Origin of the sequence: Streptomyces sp. CA-288835 (assembly GCF_050936385.1) — a bacterium.
In the GTDB taxonomy this organism is placed as follows: domain Bacteria; phylum Actinomycetota; class Actinomycetes; order Streptomycetales; family Streptomycetaceae; genus Streptomyces.
This window is the reverse complement of the sequence record NZ_JBNJMW010000001.1, coordinates 34,933-55,042: the sequence shown is the minus strand read 5'-3', so window position 1 is coordinate 55,042 and position 20,110 is coordinate 34,933. Positions and strand designations below refer to the sequence as shown.

At 70.0% G+C, this 20,110-nt stretch carries 16 protein-coding genes and 1 pseudogene; 9 read left to right on the top strand and 8 right to left on the bottom strand.

Going from position 1 to position 20,110, the window contains the following annotated elements; all coding sequences use genetic code 11:
- Window positions 1-538 precede the first annotated feature (538 nt).
- The 3 genes and pseudogenes from ACQEVY_RS00255 (at window position 539) to ACQEVY_RS00245 (ending at window position 1,882) form a co-directional block, all read left to right on the top strand.
- Window positions 539-982, top strand: a complete 444-nt coding sequence (locus tag ACQEVY_RS00255) for a Mu transposase domain-containing protein (protein ID WP_432954990.1) — start codon at window positions 539-541, stop codon at window positions 980-982.
- Window positions 979-1,554, top strand: a pseudogene (locus tag ACQEVY_RS00250) (ATP-binding protein); the annotation flags it as partial. The gene ACQEVY_RS00255 and the pseudogene ACQEVY_RS00250, both read left to right, overlap by 4 nt.
- A 43-nt stretch (window positions 1,555-1,597) precedes the next feature.
- Window positions 1,598-1,882 carry an ANTAR domain-containing protein gene (locus tag ACQEVY_RS00245; protein ID WP_432943519.1) on the top strand — a complete coding sequence of 95 codons (285 nt, stop codon included), beginning with the start codon at window positions 1,598-1,600 and terminating at the stop codon, window positions 1,880-1,882.
- Window positions 1,883-1,911: 29 nt separating this feature from the next.
- On the opposite strand, the gene ACQEVY_RS00240 is transcribed toward ACQEVY_RS00245, so the two are convergent.
- Entirely contained in the window at window positions 1,912-2,241 is a 330-nt protein-coding gene (locus ACQEVY_RS00240) for an STAS domain-containing protein (RefSeq protein ID WP_432943517.1), read from the bottom strand.
- Between the two features lie 214 nt (window positions 2,242-2,455).
- Here ACQEVY_RS00240 and ACQEVY_RS00235 point away from each other — a divergent pair, with 214 nt between their 5' ends.
- Genes ACQEVY_RS00235 through ACQEVY_RS00210 form a run of 6 tightly spaced genes read left to right on the top strand, consistent with a single transcriptional unit; the run spans window position 2,456 to window position 11,329 of the window.
- Entirely contained in the window at window positions 2,456-4,993 is a 2,538-nt protein-coding gene (locus ACQEVY_RS00235; RefSeq protein WP_432943515.1) for a Pls/PosA family non-ribosomal peptide synthetase, read from the top strand.
- Entirely contained in the window at window positions 4,993-7,452 is a 2,460-nt protein-coding gene (locus ACQEVY_RS00230; protein ID WP_432943513.1) for a non-ribosomal peptide synthetase, read from the top strand. The genes ACQEVY_RS00235 and ACQEVY_RS00230 overlap by 1 nt, the downstream gene beginning before the upstream one ends.
- 30 nt (window positions 7,453-7,482) lie before the next feature.
- Window positions 7,483-8,499, top strand: coding sequence for a TauD/TfdA family dioxygenase (locus tag ACQEVY_RS00225; RefSeq protein WP_432943511.1), 1,017 nt, complete (start codon window positions 7,483-7,485; stop codon window positions 8,497-8,499).
- On the top strand, window positions 8,496-9,563 hold the full coding sequence (gene sbnB, locus ACQEVY_RS00220) for a 2,3-diaminopropionate biosynthesis protein SbnB (RefSeq protein ID WP_432943509.1): 1,068 nt from the start codon (window positions 8,496-8,498) through the stop codon (window positions 9,561-9,563). The genes ACQEVY_RS00225 and sbnB overlap by 4 nt, the downstream gene beginning before the upstream one ends.
- A 43-nt stretch (window positions 9,564-9,606) precedes the next feature.
- Window positions 9,607-10,596, top strand: coding sequence for a 2,3-diaminopropionate biosynthesis protein SbnA (gene sbnA / locus ACQEVY_RS00215; protein WP_432943507.1), 990 nt, complete (start codon window positions 9,607-9,609; stop codon window positions 10,594-10,596).
- 10 nt (window positions 10,597-10,606) lie between these two features.
- Window positions 10,607-11,329, top strand: a complete 723-nt coding sequence (locus ACQEVY_RS00210) for a 4'-phosphopantetheinyl transferase family protein (protein WP_432943505.1) — start codon at window positions 10,607-10,609, stop codon at window positions 11,327-11,329.
- A gap of 3 nt (window positions 11,330-11,332) precedes the next feature.
- Here the strand turns inward: ACQEVY_RS00210 and ACQEVY_RS00205 are convergent, their stop codons facing one another.
- The 7 genes from ACQEVY_RS00205 to ACQEVY_RS00175 all read right to left on the bottom strand — a co-directional run bounded on the left by ACQEVY_RS00205 (window position 11,333) and on the right by ACQEVY_RS00175 (window position 19,911).
- The gene (locus tag ACQEVY_RS00205; RefSeq protein WP_432943503.1) at window positions 11,333-12,076 is read right to left on the bottom strand and encodes an anti-sigma factor; all 744 of its coding nucleotides are present in this window, start codon (window positions 12,074-12,076) and stop codon (window positions 11,333-11,335) included.
- Window positions 12,073-12,684 carry an ECF RNA polymerase sigma factor SigK gene (sigK, locus tag ACQEVY_RS00200; RefSeq protein ID WP_432943501.1) on the bottom strand — a complete coding sequence of 204 codons (612 nt, stop codon included), beginning with the start codon at window positions 12,682-12,684 and terminating at the stop codon, window positions 12,073-12,075. Before sigK ends, ACQEVY_RS00205 begins: the two co-directional genes overlap by 4 nt.
- 319 nt (window positions 12,685-13,003) lie before the next feature.
- On the bottom strand, window positions 13,004-14,119 hold the full coding sequence (locus ACQEVY_RS00195; protein WP_432943499.1) for a TniB family NTP-binding protein: 1,116 nt from the start codon (window positions 14,117-14,119) through the stop codon (window positions 13,004-13,006).
- Window positions 14,113-14,802 carry a Mu transposase C-terminal domain-containing protein gene (locus ACQEVY_RS00190; RefSeq protein WP_432943497.1) on the bottom strand — a complete coding sequence of 230 codons (690 nt, stop codon included), beginning with the start codon at window positions 14,800-14,802 and terminating at the stop codon, window positions 14,113-14,115. The genes ACQEVY_RS00195 and ACQEVY_RS00190 overlap by 7 nt, the downstream gene beginning before the upstream one ends.
- 1,408 nt (window positions 14,803-16,210) lie before the next feature.
- Complete coding sequence (locus ACQEVY_RS00185; protein WP_432954989.1) at window positions 16,211-16,975, bottom strand: TnsA-like heteromeric transposase endonuclease subunit; 765 nt, start codon at window positions 16,973-16,975, stop codon at window positions 16,211-16,213.
- 175 nt (window positions 16,976-17,150) lie between these two features.
- On the bottom strand, window positions 17,151-18,455 hold the full coding sequence (locus tag ACQEVY_RS00180; RefSeq protein WP_432943495.1) for a DNA-binding protein: 1,305 nt from the start codon (window positions 18,453-18,455) through the stop codon (window positions 17,151-17,153).
- A gap of 499 nt (window positions 18,456-18,954) precedes the next feature.
- Window positions 18,955-19,911, bottom strand: coding sequence for a hypothetical protein (locus ACQEVY_RS00175; protein ID WP_432943493.1), 957 nt, complete (start codon window positions 19,909-19,911; stop codon window positions 18,955-18,957).
- Between the last annotated feature and the right edge of the window lie 199 nt (window positions 19,912-20,110).

The following is a 20,110-nucleotide window of genomic DNA, read 5'->3' as shown; positions in this document are numbered from 1 at the left end:
CCGAGAGCCGCTCTACTCGATCTATCGCGACGCTGGTTCGGGCAGAGAGGCCGTGGATCCGGTCTGGAGGCAAGCTCCACGCGAAACGTGGAGTCTGTTGAGCGCGCAGCACGCCGGGGCGCTTACGCGGCATCGGCCTTTCGGTACGTGGACATGAGGACCATCATGCCAGCCTCTACGGTCCGATGACGGTCAGGAAGGCGCATCCGGGATCGGCTCATTCCACCAGGACTCAACCCCACATGCCGTCCGGGGGCAGAGTAGCGGGACAACCCTTATCGAATCTCTAAAAGGGGATGGGTATCCGCCTGTTACCTCGGCAACCCCTGACGCTCTTCAGGGAATTGCCGTAGGGAGTCCGCACTGTGTCCCGTCGACCGCCGGCACCTGGACGGCGGCGAACGCTGGCTGAAGGACCCGGCGGCCAAGGCGGCGGCCGCCGACCGTATCGCCCAGGCCGTCGGCGACGACTCCGCCCTGACGGTCCGCCTGCTGGCCGAGACCCGAAGCGTGGGATTCCGGCGATGACGAGCGACATCTGCGACCGGTCGGCAAGGACTGCCTGGTCGCCTTCGCAGGCAACCTCTACTCGGTGCCCGCCCGCAAGGTCCGCCCACGCCAGCTGGTTGAGGTCAGAGCAACGAAGTCCCAGGTCGCACTACATTCCACCGTTCCCGATGCCGACGGCGAGACTCTGCTGGCCGCCCATTCGCGGGCAGTCGGGCGGGGCGTCCGTGTCGTCGAGGAGACGCACTGGGACGGCCTGCCGACGGGCAAGGGACGCCGCACCACCACCGGCGACGTGACGCCGCCGCCGCGTGGTGAACCATCCGCCAGCAGCCACGTCGGCCCACTGCAGGCCCTGTTGGACCGCGCCGCGGTCACCCAGATCGAGGTCGGCCGGCGTCCGTTGTCGGTCTACGACGAGCTGACCGGAACCCGGCCCTTCACCACCAACTCCCCGACGAAGGAGTCCTCTTGAGCGAGCTGACCGGCAACCGCATCCGCACCACGGCCGGCAAGCTCGGCCTGCCCCACCTCGCGGAGACCATCAACGAGTACATCCGCCGCGCCGACGAGGCCAAGATGGGCTACCTCGACTTCCTCGACCTGGTCCTGTCCGAGGAACTGGCCGTCCGCGACGACCGCCGCTTCCGCCAGGGCCTGCGGCTGTCCAAACTGACGCACCACATGACGCTGGACGAGTACGACTTCTCCTTCCAGCCCGAGCTCGACCCGCGCAAGGTCAAAGACCTCGCCAGCCTCTCCTTCGTCGACGGCAAGGCGAACGCCGCCCTGCTGGGACCGCCCGGAGTGGGAAAGACACACATCGCCGTCGCCCTCGCGGTCGCAGCCTGCCGGGCCGGTTACTCGATCTACTTCGCCAGCCTCGACGACATGGTCCGCAACCTGAAGGCCGCCGAGGCGGCCGGACGGCTGGTCAACAAACTCGGCACCTACCTGCGGCCGAGCGTCCTCGTGGTCGACGAAGTGGGCTACCAGCCCCTCGAACGCGCCGAGGCGAACCTGGTCTTCCAGGTCATCTCCAAGCGACAGTCGCACGCAGCTGCGGCATGCCGTCGATTCCCACGCGAGGGTGGACCAGGCCATCGGTGTCCTTGTCGCGATCCACCGGCTCGCGCCGGCGGCCGGATTCGAGGTGCTGCGGGAGGTGTCCCAGCACACCAACACCAAGCTGCACACGGTGGCGGAGACGGTGATCGGCTGGGCGCTTGGGCAGGAGCTGCCGCCATCGGTGGGGCAGCAGCTGGAGGCGGCCGTGCAGCGGCGGTCACCTGAGCGGGATACTCAGGGCGCAGGGGCCGGGCAAAAGGGCGGAAGCGCTGGAGCCGCGGACACCCGTGGCCGCGAAGGGGGTTAGGCGGTCAGGGCCTGCTCGACGGTGGGATGTCAGCCGATGACCTGATCCAGGCCGACGAGCTGAAGGACCCGCAGCACCGAGGCCTGGGCGCCGGCCATACGCAGCCATCCCTGAGCGCCACTCATGGCCTGGTGGGCGGCGATGAGGACGTTGATGCCGCTGGAGTCCATGAAGGTCACGCCGCTGAGGTCCACCACGGTCCGCGGCCGCGTCACGCTGCCGTAGGACAGCAGGGCCTCGGTGAGCTCGTTCGTGACGGTGTGGTCGATCTCGCCGCGCAGGGTGACCACCCGGATGTCGTCGACGGTGGTGTGGTCGATCGACAGGCCGGGCCGGGCTGTTCCGTGGGTGACTGTCACCGTTTCCTCGACTGCGCTCGCTGATGGGCTCGGGCCCCGACACTTGTGTGCTGATGGCCGATGTGCTCCGATCGCTGGCTGTGAGGCATCCGGCTTGTGAGACAGCCGCTCGCGTTTCGAGAAGAACGCCCGGACATTCCATACCTTGGCTGCCCGGCTACGAATCCCTAGTGAGGCGGAACACGCGACAGTCGGCAGCCGAGGGGGTCCTCTCATGGCGGGACAGCAGCTCCAGGAGGTGGAAAGGGGCCTCGTGGAGGAGGCCCGGCTCCGTGAAGCGCCGCCGGATCCAGCCGTGGTGTCCGTTGTCTCCGAGCGGCTCGCCGGGTTGCTGGCGGAGGTCGCGCACCTGGACGAGGTGCGTGTCGACAGCGACTTCTTCGATGATCTCGGCGCCGACTCCCTGGTGATGGCGCACTTCTGCGCGCGGGTGAGGAACCGGCCGGACCTGCCGCAGGTGTCGATGCGCGACGTCTACCAGCATCCGACCGCCGGCGGACTGGCAGCCGCGCTTGTCGACAGCGCGCCTCTACCACCGGGCGAAACCGAGGCCCCCAGCCCATCGGAACTGCCCAGGGCCATGGCCCGGGAGTCCGCTCCGCCGACCGGCCGCCCGCACCGTGTGCTCTGCGGGGCACTCCAGCTTCTGGCCTTCCTCGGCTACGCCCTTCTCCTCGCCGCTGTCTCCGCCCAGGGCTACGAATGGATCTCCGCGCAGGCGCACCTGCTCGACGCCTACCTGCGGAGCGTCGTGTTCGGCGCCGCGCTGCTCATCGTGTTGTGCGCCCTGCCCATGATCGCCAAGTGGCTGCTGATCGGCCGGTTCACGCCACGGAGGTTCCGTGTCTGGAGTCTTGCCTACTTCCGGTTCTGGCTGGTCAAGACGCTGATCCGGTCGAGCCCGCTGGTCCTGTTCGCCGGATCGCCGCTCTACCCGCTCTTCCTGCGGGCCCTGGGTGCGCGGATCGGCAGAGGAGTGACGATCCTTTCGCGCTCCGCCCCCGTCTGCACCGACTTGCTGACCGTCGGTGACGGCGCACTCGTCCGCAAGGACGTGCTGCTCAGCTGCTACCACGCGGCCGACGGCGTGATCGAGACAGGGCAGGTCACCCTGGGCCGGGACGCGGTCGTCAGCGAGGCGACGGTGCTGGACATCGGGAGCCGGATCGGCGACGGATCCCGACTCGGGCACGCCTCCTCCCTGCACACCGGCCAGGCGGTCCCCGACGGCGAGCACTGGCACGGCTCTCCGGCCCAGCCCGCGGACAGCGACTTCCCGGAGGTGGAGCCCGCCCGGTGCGGCACCGTACGTCGAGCGGTCCACGGTGCCCTGCTCATGCTCATGGCGCTGCTGGGGTATGTGCCGCTGGCGGTGGGCTGCCTGGACGTGCTGCTCTCCCGGATGCTGGAGGGATCCGCGGTGATGAAGGCAGGCGGGGCGACGGTCCTCTACGTCGACCTGCTGGTGGTCACGATCGTGGTCTTCTTCGGCGGCGTGATCGCCGCTCTCGCGGTCCTGGCCACCGTCCCACGGCTGCTCGGCAGGTTTGTCCGGCCCGGCCGGACGTACCCGCTCTTCGGCTTCCACCACACCGTGCACCGGACGATCGTCCTGATGACGAACAGGAAATCCCTGACCCGTCTGTTCGGCGACAGCAGCTGCATCGTGCACTACCTGCGCTGGATCGGCTACCGCCTCTCCCCCGTGGAGCAGACCGGCTCGAACTTCGGCACAGCGGTCAAGCACGAGAGCCCCTCTCTGAGCAGGGTCGGCACCGGGACCATGGTCGCGGACGGACTGTCCCTGATGAACGCCGAGTACTCCAGCACCTCCTTCCGCCTGTCGCCGACCGCGATCGGGGCGCACAACTTCCTCGGGAACCGGATCGCCTACCCCTCCGGCGGCCGGACCGGCGACAACTGCCTCCTCGCCACCAAGGTGGCGGTCCCCGTCAGTGGACCGATCCGGCACGATGTGGGACTTCTCGGCTCTCCCTGCTTCGAGATCCCGCGCTCGGTGGCGCGGGACAGTACCTTCGACAAACTCAAGAACGGCAGCGGTCTGCGCCGCGGCCTCGCGGCCAAGAACCGGCACAACGCCGTCACCATGGCATGTCACCTGCTCACGGGATGGCTGTTCTTCTTCTGCGTCGTCCTGCTCTTCGCGCTCGCCGCGAGCCTGTACCCGGCGTGGGGCACAGCGGTCCTCGCGCTCGCCAACGCCGTCCTGCTGCCGTTCACCCTCCTCTACTACGTCCTCCTCGAGCGGGCCGTCACGGCGGCGCACCCTCCGGAGCCGCTGTTCTGCTCGATCTACGACCGCCGTTTCTGGCGTCGTGAGCGGTACTGGAAGGTGCCGTCCGAGACGTATCTGCACATCCTCGACGGCACGCCGTTCAAGAGCGTCGTGTGGCGCATGCTAGGCGTCCGGATCGGGGCGCGGGTCTTCGACGACGGTTGCCATCTGACGGAGCGCCCCATGGTCCGCATCGGGGACGGCTGCACCCTCAACGCGGGCAGTGTCATGCAGTGCCACTCCCAGGAGGACGGCACGTTCAAGTCGGACCGCAGTGCCCTCGGTGCCGGCTGCACGCTCGGCGTCGGAGCGTTCGTGCAGTACGGCGTGACGGTCGGCGACGGCGCTGTGCTGGGGGCTGACTGCTTCCTCATGAAGGGCGAGTCGGTCCCCGAGCACACCCGCTGGGCGGGGAATCCGGCACACCCCCTCGACGAAAGCGGAGGTGCGCGGTGATGGCAGCGACAGCGACCGACGCCCGCGTGCCCGGATACGACAGCCGGGTCGAGGGCGGCTTCACGGCCGCGCCCCGATGGGCGAAGGAGCCGATGCCCGGTACGGGGGAGCACGTCAGGCGCGTCCCCGGCGAAGTGACGGCGGCCCTGCGTCGGCGGGCCTGTGAACTCGGCGTGCCGCTCACCGCGATCCTCCTCGCGGCACATACGCAGGTGCTCGCCCTGCTCTCGGGTGATCTCGATGTGCGCAGCGGCTATCTGGCCCCGGGCCGGCCCCGGCCACTGCCCTTCGAGCTGACGGCCGGGCCAGGCACCTGGCGCCGACTGGTGCTGGATGCCCGGCGGGCCGAGGCGGCGGCGCTGTCGCCCGGGACCAGCACACCGTCCCGGGACGGCCCTGAAGTGGTGTTCGCGGCCGGGCACGAGGTCACCGTCCCGGTGGACGGTGGCGTGCTGCTCGGCGTTTCGGCGGGTGAGGAGCGCGGCCGGCTCGTGCTGCGCCTGCGGCACCGGACGGACCTGCTGGACGCGGACTGCGCCGCCCGGGTCGGCGGATACCATCTCGCCGCGCTGGAAGCGATCGCCGCCGACCCCGAGGCCCCTCGTCACCGGCGCAGCCTGCTGTCCTCGGACGAACTCCGGTTCCAGCTCGACGGGCTGGCGGGGCCGCGCCGTGCGCTGCCGGATTGCCGGTTCCACGAACTGTTCGAGGAGCGAGTGCGCAGGCATCCGGACGCCGTCGCCGTGGTCTACCAGGGCCGCGGGTGGAGGTACGCGGACCTCAACACGCGTGCCAACCGGCTGGCCCGCGCCCTGCTGGCCGAGGGGCTCGGCCCCGAGGACACGGTCGCCGTGGTGACCGAGCGCGACCTCCACTGGGCGGCCGGCGTGCTCGGCGTCCTCAAGGCCGGCGCCGTGTACCTGCCCGTCGACCCGCGTCACCCGGCCGGTCGCATCAGCGCGATGCTCAGCCGCGCCGACTGCTCGTACGTCCTCACCGAACCGGACAGCACCACGCAGCTGGACCGGGCGCTGGCATCGCTCCCCGGAACCCGGCGGCTGCTCGTCCCGGACATCACCGACCGGGCCACCGACGGAACCGACCTCGGCCTGGACATAGCGGCGGGCCGGCTCGCGTACGTCTTCTTCACCTCCGGGTCCACCGGTGAGCCGAAGGGTGCGATGTGTGAGCACGCAGGCCTGCTCAACCACCTGTACGCCAAGATCGACGACCTGGGTATCGGCGAGGGCACCGTGGTGGCCCAGACGGCCTCGCAGTGCTTCGACATCTCGCTGTGGCAGTTGCTGGCGGGGCTGCTGACGGGCGGGCGGACCCTGCTGGTCGAGCAGGACGCCATCCTTGACGCGGACCGGTTCCTGGACCGGATCGCCGAGGGCCGCGTTAACGTCCTGCAGGTAGTGCCGTCCTATCTCTACGTCATCCTGTCCGCCCTGGAACGCCGCACCCGGGACCTGCCGGACCTGCGGTGCGTGTCCGTCACCGGCGAGGCGCTGCGTGGGGAGCTGGTCCAGCGGTGGTTCGCCACCGGTCCCGCCGTGCGACTGGTCAACGCCTACGGACTGACTGAGACGTCCGACGACACCAACCACGAGGTGATGGACCGGCCGCCCGCCACCGATCGGATCCCGCTCGGCCGGCCCATCGCCAACGTGTACCAGTACGTCGTCGACGAGAACCTGCGTCCCGTTCCGCTCGGAGCGCCCGGCGCCATCGTCTTCTCCGGGGTGTGCGTCGGCCGCGGCTACGTCAACGACGTCGAACGCACCCGGCTCGCCTACCTGGCCGACCCCTATCGCCCCGGTCAACGGCTCTACCGCGGGGGAGACTTCGGCCGCTGGCGGCCCGACGGGAAACTGGAGTTCCTCGGCCGCCGGGACGCGCAGGTGAAGATCCGGGGGTTCCGGGTCGAGATCGGCGAGGTCGAGAACGCGCTGCTGCGCGTGCCCGGCGTCACGGACTGCGCGGTCGTGGTGACCGGCGCGGAGGACTACGGCCGCCAGCTGGCCGCCTTCTACACGAGCGGGTGCGCGGTGACCGCCGAGGACCTGCGGGGACGGCTCGCGGACCTGCTTCCCGCGTACATGATCCCGGCGTCCTTTCACCGACTGGACCGCCTGCCGCTCACGGCCAACGGGAAGACCGACCGCAAGGCGCTCGCGGCACTCGCCGAGGACCTCGGTCCGGCCCGGGACTCCCGCGGAGCCCCGCGGACGCCGGCCGAACGGCGGCTCGCGGCGCAATGGGAGTCGGAACTCGGCCTACCGCCCGGCCGGATCCGCCGGGACGACAATTTCTTCGATCTCGGCGGCACCTCCCTGTCGGCGGTACGGCTCGCGGTCGCGCTGGACCGGGTGATCTCCCCGCGCGACCTCTCCGGCCGTCCCGTACTGGCGGAACTGGCCCACCTGATCGACACCCGGACCGGCGGAGAACCGTGACAGACACGAGGAGCATGAGAGGAGATCGACATGCTGTCGGCACTCTTCCGCAAGAACAGGGCCACCACGACACCGGCTCCCGCGCGTCTTCCGGTACTCGACGCCGAAGACAACCCGGACGCGATGGACGCGGCGGCCTGGGTGGCCGGCCGACGGGACGCGCTGCGTGAACTCGTCGCCGAGCGGGGGGCGCTCGTCGTCCGGGGCCTCGGCCTGCGCACCCCGGCCGACGTCGACTCGGTCCTCCGCCAGGTGGCCGAGCGCCCCGTGGCAGAACGCGAGGCGTTCGCCGCCCGCGACCGCCACGCGGACGGCGTCTACTCGGCGTCGGCATGGCCACCCAACCAGCCCATGTGCATGCACCACGAACTCAGCTACGCCTTCGAGTGTCCCGGCCTGCTGATGTTCGCGTGTCTGGAGCCGCCCGGCGAAGGCGGTGTCACTGCGGTGGCCGACGCGACCGAAATGCTGCACGCGCTGCCCGCCGAACTCGTCGACCGTTTCGCCCGGGAGGGCTGGCTGCTCGACAGGGCCTACAACGAGGGGATCGGTGCGACGCTCGGTCAGTCCTTCGGCACCGGCGACCGCGGCGCGGTCGAGGCCTACTGCCGTGCCCACGCGATCGACTGGTCCTGGCAGCCGGACGGTTCGCTGCGCACGCGGCAGCACCGGCACGCCGTCGTGCGGCACCCGGTCTCCGGCCGGCGCTGCTGGTTCAACCAGATCGCCTTCCTGAACGAGTGGACGATGGCACCCGAGGTCAGGGAGTTCCTGATCGACGAGTACGGACCGGATGGGCTGCCCTTCAACACCCGTTATGGCAACGGCGATCCGGTGCCCCCGGACGTCGTCGAGCAGATCAACAAGACGTACGAAGCCCATACCGTACGCCGGTCCTGGCAGCGCGGGGACCTGATGCTCGTGGACAACATCCGCACCGCGCACAGCCGGGAGGCGTACCGGGGGCCGCGGAACATCGTGGTGGCGATGGCCGACCACGTGCGTCTCGGCCTTCCCGGACCGCAGACAGGGAGTGAAGCGGCATGACCACTGTGCACACCGTCCCGCAGACCGCCCGGCCGGACGCCCCGGTGGTGCCGTCCTTCGCCGTCATCCCCGGAAGCCAGGTCAAGGAGGTGCTCCGGGGTCGTGAGAAGACCGTGGTGGAGGTCGTCGAGGCGACGTACCGCCTGCACGGCGCCGGCCGTACGGTCAACCCGCCGTCCTCCTTCCTGCGCTTCCCCGACCGGCCGAGGTCGCGGATCATCGCCCTGCCCGCCTCGCTCGGCGGCGAGGGCGGGGTGGACGGCCTGAAATGGATCTCCAGCTGCCCAGCCAACGTCGCCTCGGGCATCCCCCGGGCGTCGGCCGTACTCATCCTCAACGACCCCGTCACGGGCTACCCCTTCGCCTGTGTGGAGAGCTCGATCATCAGCGCCGCCAGAACCGCGGCGTCCGCCGCTTCGGCGGCAGACCGGCTCAGCAGGGGACGACCGCGCCCCGCCCGCGTGGGGTTCGTCGGGGCGGGTCTGATCGCCCGCTACATCCACACGTACCTGGAGGGCACCGGCTGGTCCTTCGACACCATCGGTGTGCATGATCTGTCCCCCGACAGCGCCACCGGCTTCCGCACCTACCTGGAGCAGTCCGGAGCCGTCGGACGCGTCACCGTACACCGCAGCGCCGAGGAGCTGATCCGGCTCAGTGACCTGATCGTCTTCGCCACGGTCGCCGACCGGCCGCACATCACCGAGCCGTCCTGGTTCCGGCACAACCCGGTGGTGCTGCACGTGTCGCTGCGCGACCTCGCGCCGCAGGTGCTGCTCAGCGCCACCAACGTCGTCGACGACATCGACCACTGCCTCAGGGCCGCCACCTCACCGCATCTCACCGAACGCCTCACCGGCAACCGCGACTTCCTGCTCGGCACGCTCGACGACGTGATGGCTGGCCGCGTGACGGTCCGGGCCGACCGTCCGGCGGTCTTCTCACCGTTCGGCCTGGGCGTGCTGGACCTCGCGGTCGGCAGCTACGTCTACGACGAGGTGGCCCGATCCGGCGAACTGCGGGTCATCGACCACTTCTTTCACGAACTGAGCCGGCACGGCTGAGGGCGGAACCCATCCACCGTCGGGCCTGTACGAGGAGAACATCGTGCCTGTCATATCCGTCCCCCACGCCTTCAACGAGGAGGACCTGTACGTCGACCTGGAGCCGATGACGGGCCACCGGCTCTTCCTCAAGTGCGAGGGCTTCAACTTCGCGGGTTCGATCAAGCTGAAGGCCGCGACCGAGATGGTGGAGTCCGCCGAGCGCAGCGGAACCCTCCGGCGGGACTCGATCCTGATCGAGTCCTCCTCCGGCAATCTCGGCGTGGCGTTGAGCATGATCGCCGCGAGCAAGGGCTACCGCTTCGTCTGCGTGACGGACTCCCGCTGTAACCTCGCCACCCGGCTGATGATGGAGGCCCTGGGCAGCCAGGTCCACGTCGTCTCCGACGAGCACGCCACGGGCGGTCTGCTGGGTGCGCGGCTGGCGCACCTGCGCGGTCTGTGCGCCGCGGACGACCGCTATGTGTGGCTGAGCCAGTACACCAACCCCGACAACTGGCGGGCGCACTACCTCAGGACGGCCCCGGCCATCGCACGCTGGTTCCCGCTCCTGGACGTCCTGTTCATCGGCGTCGGCACGACCGGCACGCTGATGGGCTGCGCCCGCTGGTTCCGCTCCTGGCATCGGCCGGTGCGGATCGTCGCGGTGGACAGCGTCGGCTCCGCGATCTTCGGCGACCCGCCCGGACGGCGGATGATCCCCGGCCTCGGCATGAGCCTCCGGCCGCCCCTGCTCGACGAGAGTTACGTCGACGAGGCGGTCCGCGTCGAGGAGGCCGATGCCATCCGTACGTGCCGGACCCTGGCGAGGCGGGGCTTCCTGTTCGGCGGGTCGACCGGCACGGTCGTCAGCGGGGCGACGAGCTGGCTCGCCCGGCACGGAACGCCGGGCCTCACGCCCGTCGCGATAGCCCCGGACCTCGGTGAGCGCTACCTCGACACGATCTACCAGAGCAACTGGGTGCAGGCCCTGTACGGCAGTGACGCGATCGAGGACCCCCGCACTGTGCGGGCGCCCTCCGACCGACCGTAGGCGGCCGTGCATGTGCCTCTTTCCCGCGCGACCGGTCCTGCGTCCCGAGCGGCTGACACCCACCGCCTGGGCCCGGCCTCCGGAGCCGCCTCGCTCCGGCCGGCCCCGGCTGTGGCTGGCACGGGTGGAGGACCTCCTCGGCGCCGTCACCCCGCTCGCCGGCACACTGCTGGACAGCCGGGAAAGGGCGCGGGCCGCGGCACTTCACCGGGTGGCGGACAGGGACGGCTACCGGGTCGCCCACGTGTGCCTGCGCATGCTCCTCGGCGCCTACCTCGGGGTCGAGCCGTCGGACGTGACGCTGGTACGGCAATCCTGCCCCGTGTGCCGGGCCCCGCACGGCCGTCCCGACGTGCCCGGCGTGCCTCTGTGCTTCTCCGTCTCCCGTACCGACGGTTTCTGCCTGCTCGCCTTCGCGGACACAGCGGTCGGCGCGGACATCGAACGGCTGCCCGCCTCCGACGTCGTCTCCGCCCTCACGGCGACGCTGCATCCCCGGGAGGCCGCCGAGCTCGCCGTGTGCCCGCCGGACCGGCGCCCCGCCGCCTTCGCCCGCGTGTGGACACGCAAGGAGGCGTATCTGAAAGGGCTCGGTACCGGACTCGGACGTGACCTCCGCTTCGACCACCTCGGCGCCTCCGCGCACGGGCCCCGCCGGGTGCCGGGCTGGAGCATCGACGACGTGGCGGTGGGGAGGGGATGCGCGGCCGCCGTCGCGGTGGCCGAGCAGTGATCGTCACGCGGGGACGGAGATGACGCCGAGGGGGTGTGTGGTGGGCTGGCGGGAGCCACCGGCCGGTTCCACCGTGACGCCCACGCCAGTGGCCCCGCCGAGGGGCCCGTCCAGGACACGTGCCCCACGTCCGCCCGCGGCGGATAGCAGTCCGGCCGGCCGGAACTGCCCCGATTCGGCGTACCAGAGTTGGTAGACCCGGTCGTCGGGGAGCGGCGGCAGCCCGGAGCTGATGAAGGCGGACCGGCCCTGCGCCCGGGAGGCGACCACGCTCGCGGTCCCGCCGCGCGCGAACTCATTGGTGCTGATCGTGGCGTCGGGGGCGGTCAGGACATCGGCGAGTTGCCGGTACCCGGCACGGACCTGGGCGGACTGCTCACGCGCGGTTTCGGCCTCGGAGCTCTGCCACCAGGCGACACCTCCGAGAGCCACGGCTGCCGCCACGGACGCGGCCAGCGCCAGCTGCACACCCCGCTGCCGACGGCGTCGGCGCCGAGACGCGAATGCGTCGGATGGGACCTGACGTACGGTGGTGATCTGGTCGAGCACCCGGCGGCGCAGGTCCGCGGAGGGCGCGCTCGTCTCGGCCGCCCCCAACCCGACGGCCACCTTGGACAACCGTTCGACCTCCAGACGGCATGGGGTACAAGAGGCCAGGTGGTTCTCGAAAGCAGCTTCCTCAGCGGCCGGCAGCGCGTGCAGCACATAGGCGCCGACATCGAGATGCGGGTCGTCGGGGAGGTTCACGAACCGGCCTCCATACAGTCGTACAGGCGCTTCAGCCCCTGACGCATCCGTGACTTGATTGTTCCCGGCGGCGTCGAGAGGGCCTCGGCGACCTCCGCGTACGTCAGCCCCTCGTAGTAGGCCAGCACCAGGGGCAGCCTCAGCTCGCGGGCCAGCTGAGTCAGGCAGCGGAAGACCATGCGCTGTTCCTCCCGCACCTCGACCTCTTCGGCGACGGTGTCGAAGGACCGTTCCTGTTCCCGGACCGCGGCACGCAGCTCGCGGGCGCGGCCCGCGGCGACGGACCGCACCCGGTCCACCGCGCGGCGGTGCGCGAGGGTCAGCACCCAGTTCCGGGCGGCCCCGCGCGCCGGCTGGAACTGCTTTGCGGTCCGCCACACCTCCACCATCACGTCCTGGGTCACCTCCTCCGCCTGTGCCTTGTCCCGCACCACACGGCACGCCAGTCCCATCACCGTGTGCACCAGGGCCTCGTACAGTCCGGCGAAGGCCTCTTCGTCGCCATCAGCGGCGCGGACGAGTAACTGGTCTAGCCCGGGGTCGTCCGTGGACTCTCCTCGCCGCCCTTGCGTGTCACCTTCCCTCTGAGATCCGGTTCCTCGGTCCATCGCGCCTCCTCGGCTCAGCTCGACACTGGCCCCCTTCCGTGAAGAACGCATCCGGTCCAAAGCCGTCCGTCTGACAGATTCACCTGCCTGCCGCAGCGTCCCCGCCGCATCCTTTGTTCGGAGCTGTCACGGTCACAGATCAAGATCAGTCGCCTCCTGACGCTCGGAGGGGGCTTGTTGGTGTACGGGGCGGTGGCTGGTCTGGTGTGTTGCAGGTTCGCTGAGAGGTGGGGTGGGCGGCTTCGGTGGGGAGGCCGGGGTGTGTGAGCTGGGGTTGTGTCTTGTGTGCTGAGGGGGGTTGGGTTTGTTGTGGGTAGCTCTAGCGTGAAAAGGCTCGGCTTGTGTTTGTGCTGGTCAGGGCTGTTGTGTTGGTGGGGCGGGGGTCAGCTGGTCCTTGTGGGGCGGTGGTGGGTTTCGGCGAGGTGGTCGAGACGGATGGCTTCGAGTGATCGTTTGGTGATGCGTTCGGTGCCGTCGCAGATGGCTGTGATGGCGGCTTGGCGGATGAGGCGTGTGAGGGATCCGATGCGGCCGGCGGTGCGCTGGTGGAGGTAGGGGGCGTGCTGGGGGAGGGTGCCGGGTTTGTGCTGTTGGAGGTCGAGGTTGTTTTCGATGTCGGTGATGACGTCGCGGAAGGGTTCACGTGATCCGTGGCGGGCGGGGAGGGGGCCGCAGGTGATGAGGGTGGCGCGTCCGGCGAGTTGGGCGCCCCGTGTCCCGCTGAACAGGGGGTGTCGGTGACGTTGATGCCGGCGTAGACGAAGGTCGCGGGCAGGCGTTCGGCGAGGTCTTTCAAGAGGTCGGCTGCTTGGGCGCCGCTGGTGGTGCGGGGGTTGAGGCGGTGGATTTCGTCGATGAGGACGAGTTGGATGCCGGCGGCGGTGTAGGTGTGGCAGACGGCGTCGGTGATCTGGGTCTGGGTCATGCGGGTGGTGGTGGGGATGCCGAGGTAGCGGGCGAATTCGGTGATGAGGGTTTTCGCGGTGGCGCCGGGTGGGACGAGGACGTACGCCACGGGCACGGCGGGGTGCGCTGTTCCGGGCGGGGTGGGGTTTTTTCGGGTGTGGGCGAGGTGGCAGGCGCGGCCGACGTGGAGGAGGGCGGTCGTTTTGCCGGCTGCGGCGGGTCCGGTGACGATCAGCGAGGGGCGTGCGGTGGCCTGTTGGTGGCGGCCGAGGATCATCAGGGTGCGGACCTGGGTGGCGAGTTGGCTGATGGCGGGGGTGCGGATGGTGACGAACGCGGAGTGGTAGGCGAGGCGTTCATCGCGGCTGCGGGGCGGGGCGTCGGGCTGGGGAGGGGCGGGCGGGTCGGTGGTGGCGAAGCGGTGCCAGCCCTGCCAGGTGGTCAGGGGCCAGGAGGGTTCGACGGTATCGCCGTGTTCGCCATCGGCGGTGGCTGTGCTGTGTGCGCTCTGCGGGCGCGGGCTCACCACTTGTCGGCTTCCTCGTGTGCGTCGTAGAGCCCGAGGCCGGTGGCCGCGGCGGGGTGGGTGTCGTCGTCGGGGAGGTCGTCGATGTTGTCGTCCTCGTCTTCGGCATCGTGCTGCGCCGGCCTGTCGGCGCTTGGGCCGCTGTCGCGGTCCGGGTGGCGGGCTGTGGGGATTGGGACTGTGGCGGTGCGGGCCAGGAGGGCTTGTTCGGTTTTGGTGGCGTGGCCGCTGTGGACGCGGCGCATGAGTTGGTCGAGGGCGTCGGCGAGGTCGGCTTCGTACTGCTCTGTATCGCTGTGGTTGCTGTGCAGGGCGAGTGTTCTGATGTGCTGCCAGGTGTGGTCGTTGAACGGCTGGTGGACGTGGTCGCGGTGGATCCACGGGATCTCGGTCAGCTGGCCGTCGGACAGCCGGATGTAGATCTGGCGGACGTCGTGGGGGTTGTAGTGGATCTCCCATTTGCCGCCTCGGCCGGTGTGGGGGGAGGGCTGGGCGCGGTAGGGGGCGAGGAGGTCCGCGTCGTAGGTGCGGTGGTGGATGCGGATGCCTGAGGCGGTGATGGCCTGCCAGCGCACGGGCAGCAGTTCGAGGTAGTCGCTGCGGTTGAGGGGGACGGGTACGTGTCCGGCGACGGCGACGAGCGCGGCCCACATCTGGTTCGGGGTGAGGGCTTTGCGGGGCATCATCGGGTGGCGCAGGCCTTCGTGGGGGCGGTGGTGGTAGTGGACCAGCCATTCGTCGAGGAGGTCCTGTAGGTGCGGGACGCTGTAGCAGGCTTCTTGTTCGGTGTCGGGGCCGCGGCGGGTGACGTCGGATCCGGTAGCCGGGCAGGTGCTGGCAGAACAGGTGGTTGATGGTGCCGAAGGCGCGCTCGACGATGCCTTTGGCGGTGGGTGCGTGGGGCGGGGCGGGCTGGACGCTGATGCCGAGGGTTTCGCAGGCGGCGGTGAACGCGCGGGAGACGAAGACCTTGCCCCGGTCGACGACGATCGTCTCGGGCAGGACGACCGGTCGCGCCGCCGCGCCGGCCAGGCGCTCGTCCAGTGTGGTCAGCCGCTGGTGGGGGAGTGCGGGGGCGTGGTCCATGCGCAGGATGTTGGGCCAGGTGGGGCGGGCGGGGTGCGGGACGGCCATCTCCGCGAGCAGCAGGGCCGCGTCGACGGCTTTGGTCGCGCTGGGGCACAGGACGGCGGCGAGGATGGCGCGGGTGGCGACGTCGATGGCGATGGTGAGTTCGGGGCGGGCGAGGGTGCCGTCGTCGAAGAGGGCGAGGACGTCCAGGCGGGTGGTGTCGACCTGGACCTGCTCGCCGGGCCGCAGGGCCGTGGTGGGGGTGAAGGCCCGTCCGCCGAAGCTGGCGGGGGTCTGGCGTACGGGGCCGGTGGGCAGTTCGCCGGGGCGGGCGAGGCTGGTGACGAGCCGGTACAGCGTGGCCTGGGACGGCGGGGGCACCGTACCGGGCCCGTGCCGGTCCTCCAGAATCTGGTTGATCAGCGGGAACAGGCCGTTGATGGTGCCCTTGGAGCGGCCGCGCCGGCGGCGCAGCGCCTCGCGGACGGCGGCGACGACCCGTTCGTCGGCCCGCCCGGTGGGACTGGGGGCGCGTGCTGCGGTGGTCGAGAAGCCCCCACAAACCTTGCTTGCGGTAGGCAAGCCGCATGCGCTGCACCGTGGTGCGCGAGACGCGGCCGAAGCCGAGCGCGGTCAGCTCCTCGGCCTTCGCCTGCTCGCGCTGGGCCAGCGTGTGCTGTTCGGGGTCGTACTGCGGCCGTACGGCTCCTTCGCTGCCGGGTCCGCCGGCAAGACCGCATTCAACCTCTCTCACGTGCCGCTGCCAGGCCAGTGCCTTCTTGCGCGCCGCGGCGGGGGCGGTCTCGAACAGCCCCCACTGCGGGGCCGCTTGGGGCACGTTGGCCCCGACGACGGTGAAGCCGGGGTCGGCGAACAGGTGCCCGGTGAGTACGGCCTCACCGCCGCCGTCCGGGCCGAGGAGGTGGATGTCCTGCCCGGACAGGGCGACTACCTGCCACTTCACGCCGCGGAACCGGACGTGAGCTCCGACTTTCACGGCCGGCCGGGCATTGCGCCGCGTGGTCACCCGGCACCTCCCGTCTTTCCGGGGCCGCTCCAGCCTCGCGGGCCGACGAGGGTGTGTTCGTGCAGTGGTGTTTCCAGCGGTGTCGTCAGCTGTCTGTGCCACAGGGCGTTAAAGACGGCGGGCAGGACTGCGATCGGGTCGCCGGCGGCTTCGGCGCCTTCCAGCAGCGGCCGCGGCCGCGCGAACGCCTCGAGGACTGCCGCCGTCAGGCCCAGGCGGCCGGCGTTGCGGGGATGGCGGTAGCCGGCCAGCCATTTCAGGTTGGCGGCCAGAATGTCGTCGAGCGGTGGGAGGCGGCGGTAGGTCCAGCCGATGTGCGCGCACGCTTCCGTCACGGCCTCGGCGGCCTTCATCGCGCGTTCGCCGCTGGCGTCGGGGTGGCTGGGGCAGTCGGCGAGGAGGGCGGTGCCGTCGGTGTAGCGGGCGAAGAGTTGCGGCACCCAGGAACGCACCTGTCCGCGGGAGTTGTGCCACAGCAGCCGTACCGGCCGCCCCGCCAGGGCGGTCACGTCCGGATCGCGGTCGAGGAGCATCAGCTGGATACGCATCGCGTTGGAGTCGGCGGCCACGTGCCGTCCGGTCGTGGCCGACCACCACAGGCCCGGTCCCCACCGCCGCCCCGGGATCACCGGGAACGCGGACACCGGCGCTAGGTCCTCGAACGCCACCGTAAGGGCGGCGTCCGCCCACCGCTGCTGGACCACCTGCCCGACGGGGTCGAGAAAGACCGCCTCGAACCCGGTAGGACGAGCGGCCGCCACCCGCCCTGCCCGGCTTCCTGGCCCGGCCGTATTTGCGTTGATCACCTGCTTCAGCCAAGCCGTATCCGCCTGCAGCCACCTGGTTTTGGGGATTCCTGCCACGAACGGGTACCGCGTGCGCTAACGGTAGACGGGCCCCCTTCTGGTAGCTGCTCCGCGCTTGCCGGACGGTCCTTCAGCCGCTGTCTTCCTGGCCGGTCGTCAGCATGTTCATCAAGGCGTCGGGAGACATGTCCGCCCACTGGGCCACCTCTTCCAGAGGCATCCCGGCGTTCGCCGCCGCCAGGGCGGTCCGCTTCCAGGCGTTCTCGATCAGGCCGGCGCTGTGGCGGAGGCTGCGCAGAAGCTCTCGTGCGACGTCGGCGGTCGGCCCGGTCTGCACCCCGCGCAGCTGGAGCAGCTGTTCCTCGGCGCTCTCGATCGCCCGGGTGATCAGCGTGCGCTGTTCGGCGGGTACCGTCGCGCGCCACATCCCCCCCGAGCCGGGCGCCTTCTTCTCCTTGCCCAGCACGCGCAGTTGTCCGGCCATGGTCGCGCTCTGGTGCTCCTGGCGCAGCCACCACGGGTCGTTGTCGTATCCGGGAGGTCCGCCGGCGCCGCGGCGCAGGCGGATGACGCTGCCCATCCAGGAGGTCAGCGGGCCGCCGTAGTCGGTCGCAGCCAGCGGCCCCAGCCACGGCCGGCTGACCCGCTCACCGAGCCGACGGCAGAACATCCCGTCGGCGGGCAGCGCCCGCGGTCGCCCGGCACCGCTGTGCAACCACGCCAGCTCGGCCATGGCCGGGTCCAGCAGCGCGTCGGCAACGGCCACCACCTCGGGGAAGACGACCGCGTCCCGCCCCGCGATCCGCCACCGCTCCAGATCACCCCCGGCGTCACCACCCGCGACCTGGTGCAGACGCCGCGGCCAGGTTGTCTCCCGCTCCCAATGCAGAGCCTGCTCCCACCACCGGGCCACCACCGCATGCGCCAGGGCGAACACCCTTGCCGGCTCGGCCCCGGCCCGCACCGCACGCCGCGCCACACCGGCCCACCGCCGCTGCGCCTGGACCACCTCCGGCAGATCCCGCAGGTCGAGGTGCTCAAGGGGCTGGTCGGCGTCCGCGTCCAGCAGCCACCGCCCGTGCCGGACACACACCCGCTCCCACCGCGGTGTGTACCGCACGACCCGCACGGCCGTCCCCGTACGCCGGGCCGTGCACAGGCGGCAGCCGAATGCCGCCGCCCCGGTGATCGCGCCGCCGATCCGCCACGCTGCTGTCGGCACTTGGTCTTCTTCGGCGGGCAGCTTGGCGTCCTCCTGTTCCCAGGACGGCAACGCCCGCGCCAGCACTTCTTCGGTGACGCCGCACAGGCCTGCCAGGAGCTGCCGTCCGGCTGCGTTCAGCAGCACCTCGGCGTCGGCCCGCGCGCCCCCGCCGTCGTGCCCAGGCTGGTAGTTGCGCCAGTGCCAGCACGACCGCAACACCTTCGCTTCCATCCCGTAGCGGCTCGCGATGCGGCAGATCAGCGACGAGGTCGTCTCTCCGGGCAGGGGAGCGGTCCGCAGCAGGCCGGGGTGATGGGTGACTCCACCACGGTCTCGTGTTCGCCGTCCCGGGCGGGCGCTTTCGCAACGGATGCCCAGCGGAATCCAATGTGAGGTTCGGGGAAGGTGTCACCGAGACGTTCGGCTTCGTGTGTCACTTGCCGGGAGTTGTATGTGAGCAAGTCACGGGCGGTTTAGCTGGTCGATCATGGTGGCATCCGTTCGCGCTTCGCCGTGACATGAATCCGTGTTGGCCGGTGTCGCCTTTGTCGAATCTCCTTCTGCTGGCTCTGACGGATGCTCACTTGAGCATGCAAGCGTGGCCGCTGGGTGCTGGTGAGGGCTTCTGTGTGGCAAAGTCGCAGTGACGGGCTTGCTTTGGTGGAGCACATCGGATCCGGTGTTCAGTACCTGCAATAGTCGTCAGCGGCTGCCTCGTGATCACTCGGGATCACGCGGTCGGTAGGGAAAGCCCAATCTCGCGGGCGGCGTTCTGAAGCATTTTCTCGTACTTCTTGGCGTAGCCGAATGGGTGCTGGTAGTGCGTGAGGCATTCGAGCCGACCTGCTCTGAGGACTGGCTGGGCCCATCGCGGCATCATATGCAGTGCGCACTGCCCGTGAGAGTCGTAGCCGACGCCTCCATGTGTCTTGAGCAAGTCGCCGGCTACGGATACGTCGCAGGTTCGGGTGTTGGAGAGTGTGCGCAGACCAAGGCCGGTGACAGTTGCGGCTGTCAAGATCGCGGCGATTGCCGGGTCGGCGATCTGCAGCAGGCCGGCGATAACCTCTGGGCTGGGCTGTATCCGCAGGCCGTTCGGGCGTGACGGAGAATACTGGATGGTGTCGGCGCCTGGACAGAACGGCTCATCCATGCGGCCGCTTGGCGCTGCGTGTCCTGGTAAGGCGTCGGAGAACACAGGCTCTGGCAAAGGCCGGCTTACTGCTTTCACCTTCAGCGATGTTCCACTCTCTGTTGGGCGCTGAGGTTGTGGCGTATTCAGCAAGGCCACCCGCGCGGCGGACCGGGCCTTGATCACCCGGTGTGGCACGCGGGCCAGATGTGGGGTGCCGGTCCAAGGCTGGTGCCACAGTACGGTGAGACGCAAGTTCGCGGATCGGCGCAGCGCGAGCAGGGCTTCCCAGACTCGGTTCCACCGACTGTTGTGGGCGCGACAGAAGATGACATGCCTGATCCCCAACGCGGTGATCCAAATAAAGGCCTGCCCCCGCAGCGTGTCAGCGGCCTCGTTGCTCGATCTCCAATACGGATTCTTGCCCAGTTGGGTAAGCATCTCTTGAAAGAGCATGCGTGAGGGATACCGCGAGGGCGCAAGGTGAACGGTTATCCGCCCCGCTTCGGGTGCATGAGCCAGCAGCGCCGCACGCATGAGCGCAGGGTCGTCCACGGGGTCGACGATGACCTGGACCGGTGGAGGACCTGGGAGCGCAGGTGTCCCATGTGGCATCGACGGCTGTAGACAGGGCCACGGGCTACGGGCAGCCAGGGGCGTTCCCGCGTTCCTGTTGGTGAGTTGGGTGCATGTACGGTCAGTGCGGCACTCCATGCAAAGCAGTACAGGCCACGGGGGAAGGACTCCGGAAGGG

Excerpts from the sequence above, each read along its gene's own strand:
- ACQEVY_RS00235 (WP_432943515.1), top strand. The coding sequence starts at position 2,456 with ATGGCGGGACAGCAGCTCCAGGAGGTGGAAAGGGGCCTCGTGGAGGAG.
- ACQEVY_RS00230 (WP_432943513.1), top strand. The coding sequence starts at position 4,993 with ATGGCAGCGACAGCGACCGACGCCCGCGTGCCCGGATACGACAGCCGG.
- ACQEVY_RS00225 (WP_432943511.1), top strand. The coding sequence starts at position 7,483 with ATGCTGTCGGCACTCTTCCGCAAGAACAGGGCCACCACGACACCGGCT.
- sbnB (WP_432943509.1), top strand. The coding sequence starts at position 8,496 with ATGACCACTGTGCACACCGTCCCGCAGACCGCCCGGCCGGACGCCCCG.
- ACQEVY_RS00210 (WP_432943505.1), top strand. The coding sequence starts at position 10,607 with ATGTGCCTCTTTCCCGCGCGACCGGTCCTGCGTCCCGAGCGGCTGACA.
- sigK (WP_432943501.1), bottom strand. The coding sequence starts at position 12,684 with ATGGACCGAGGAACCGGATCTCAGAGGGAAGGTGACACGCAAGGGCGG.
- ACQEVY_RS00190 (WP_432943497.1), bottom strand. The coding sequence starts at position 14,802 with ATGATGCCCCGCAAAGCCCTCACCCCGAACCAGATGTGGGCCGCGCTC.
- ACQEVY_RS00180 (WP_432943495.1), bottom strand. The coding sequence starts at position 18,455 with ATGGAAGCGAAGGTGTTGCGGTCGTGCTGGCACTGGCGCAACTACCAG.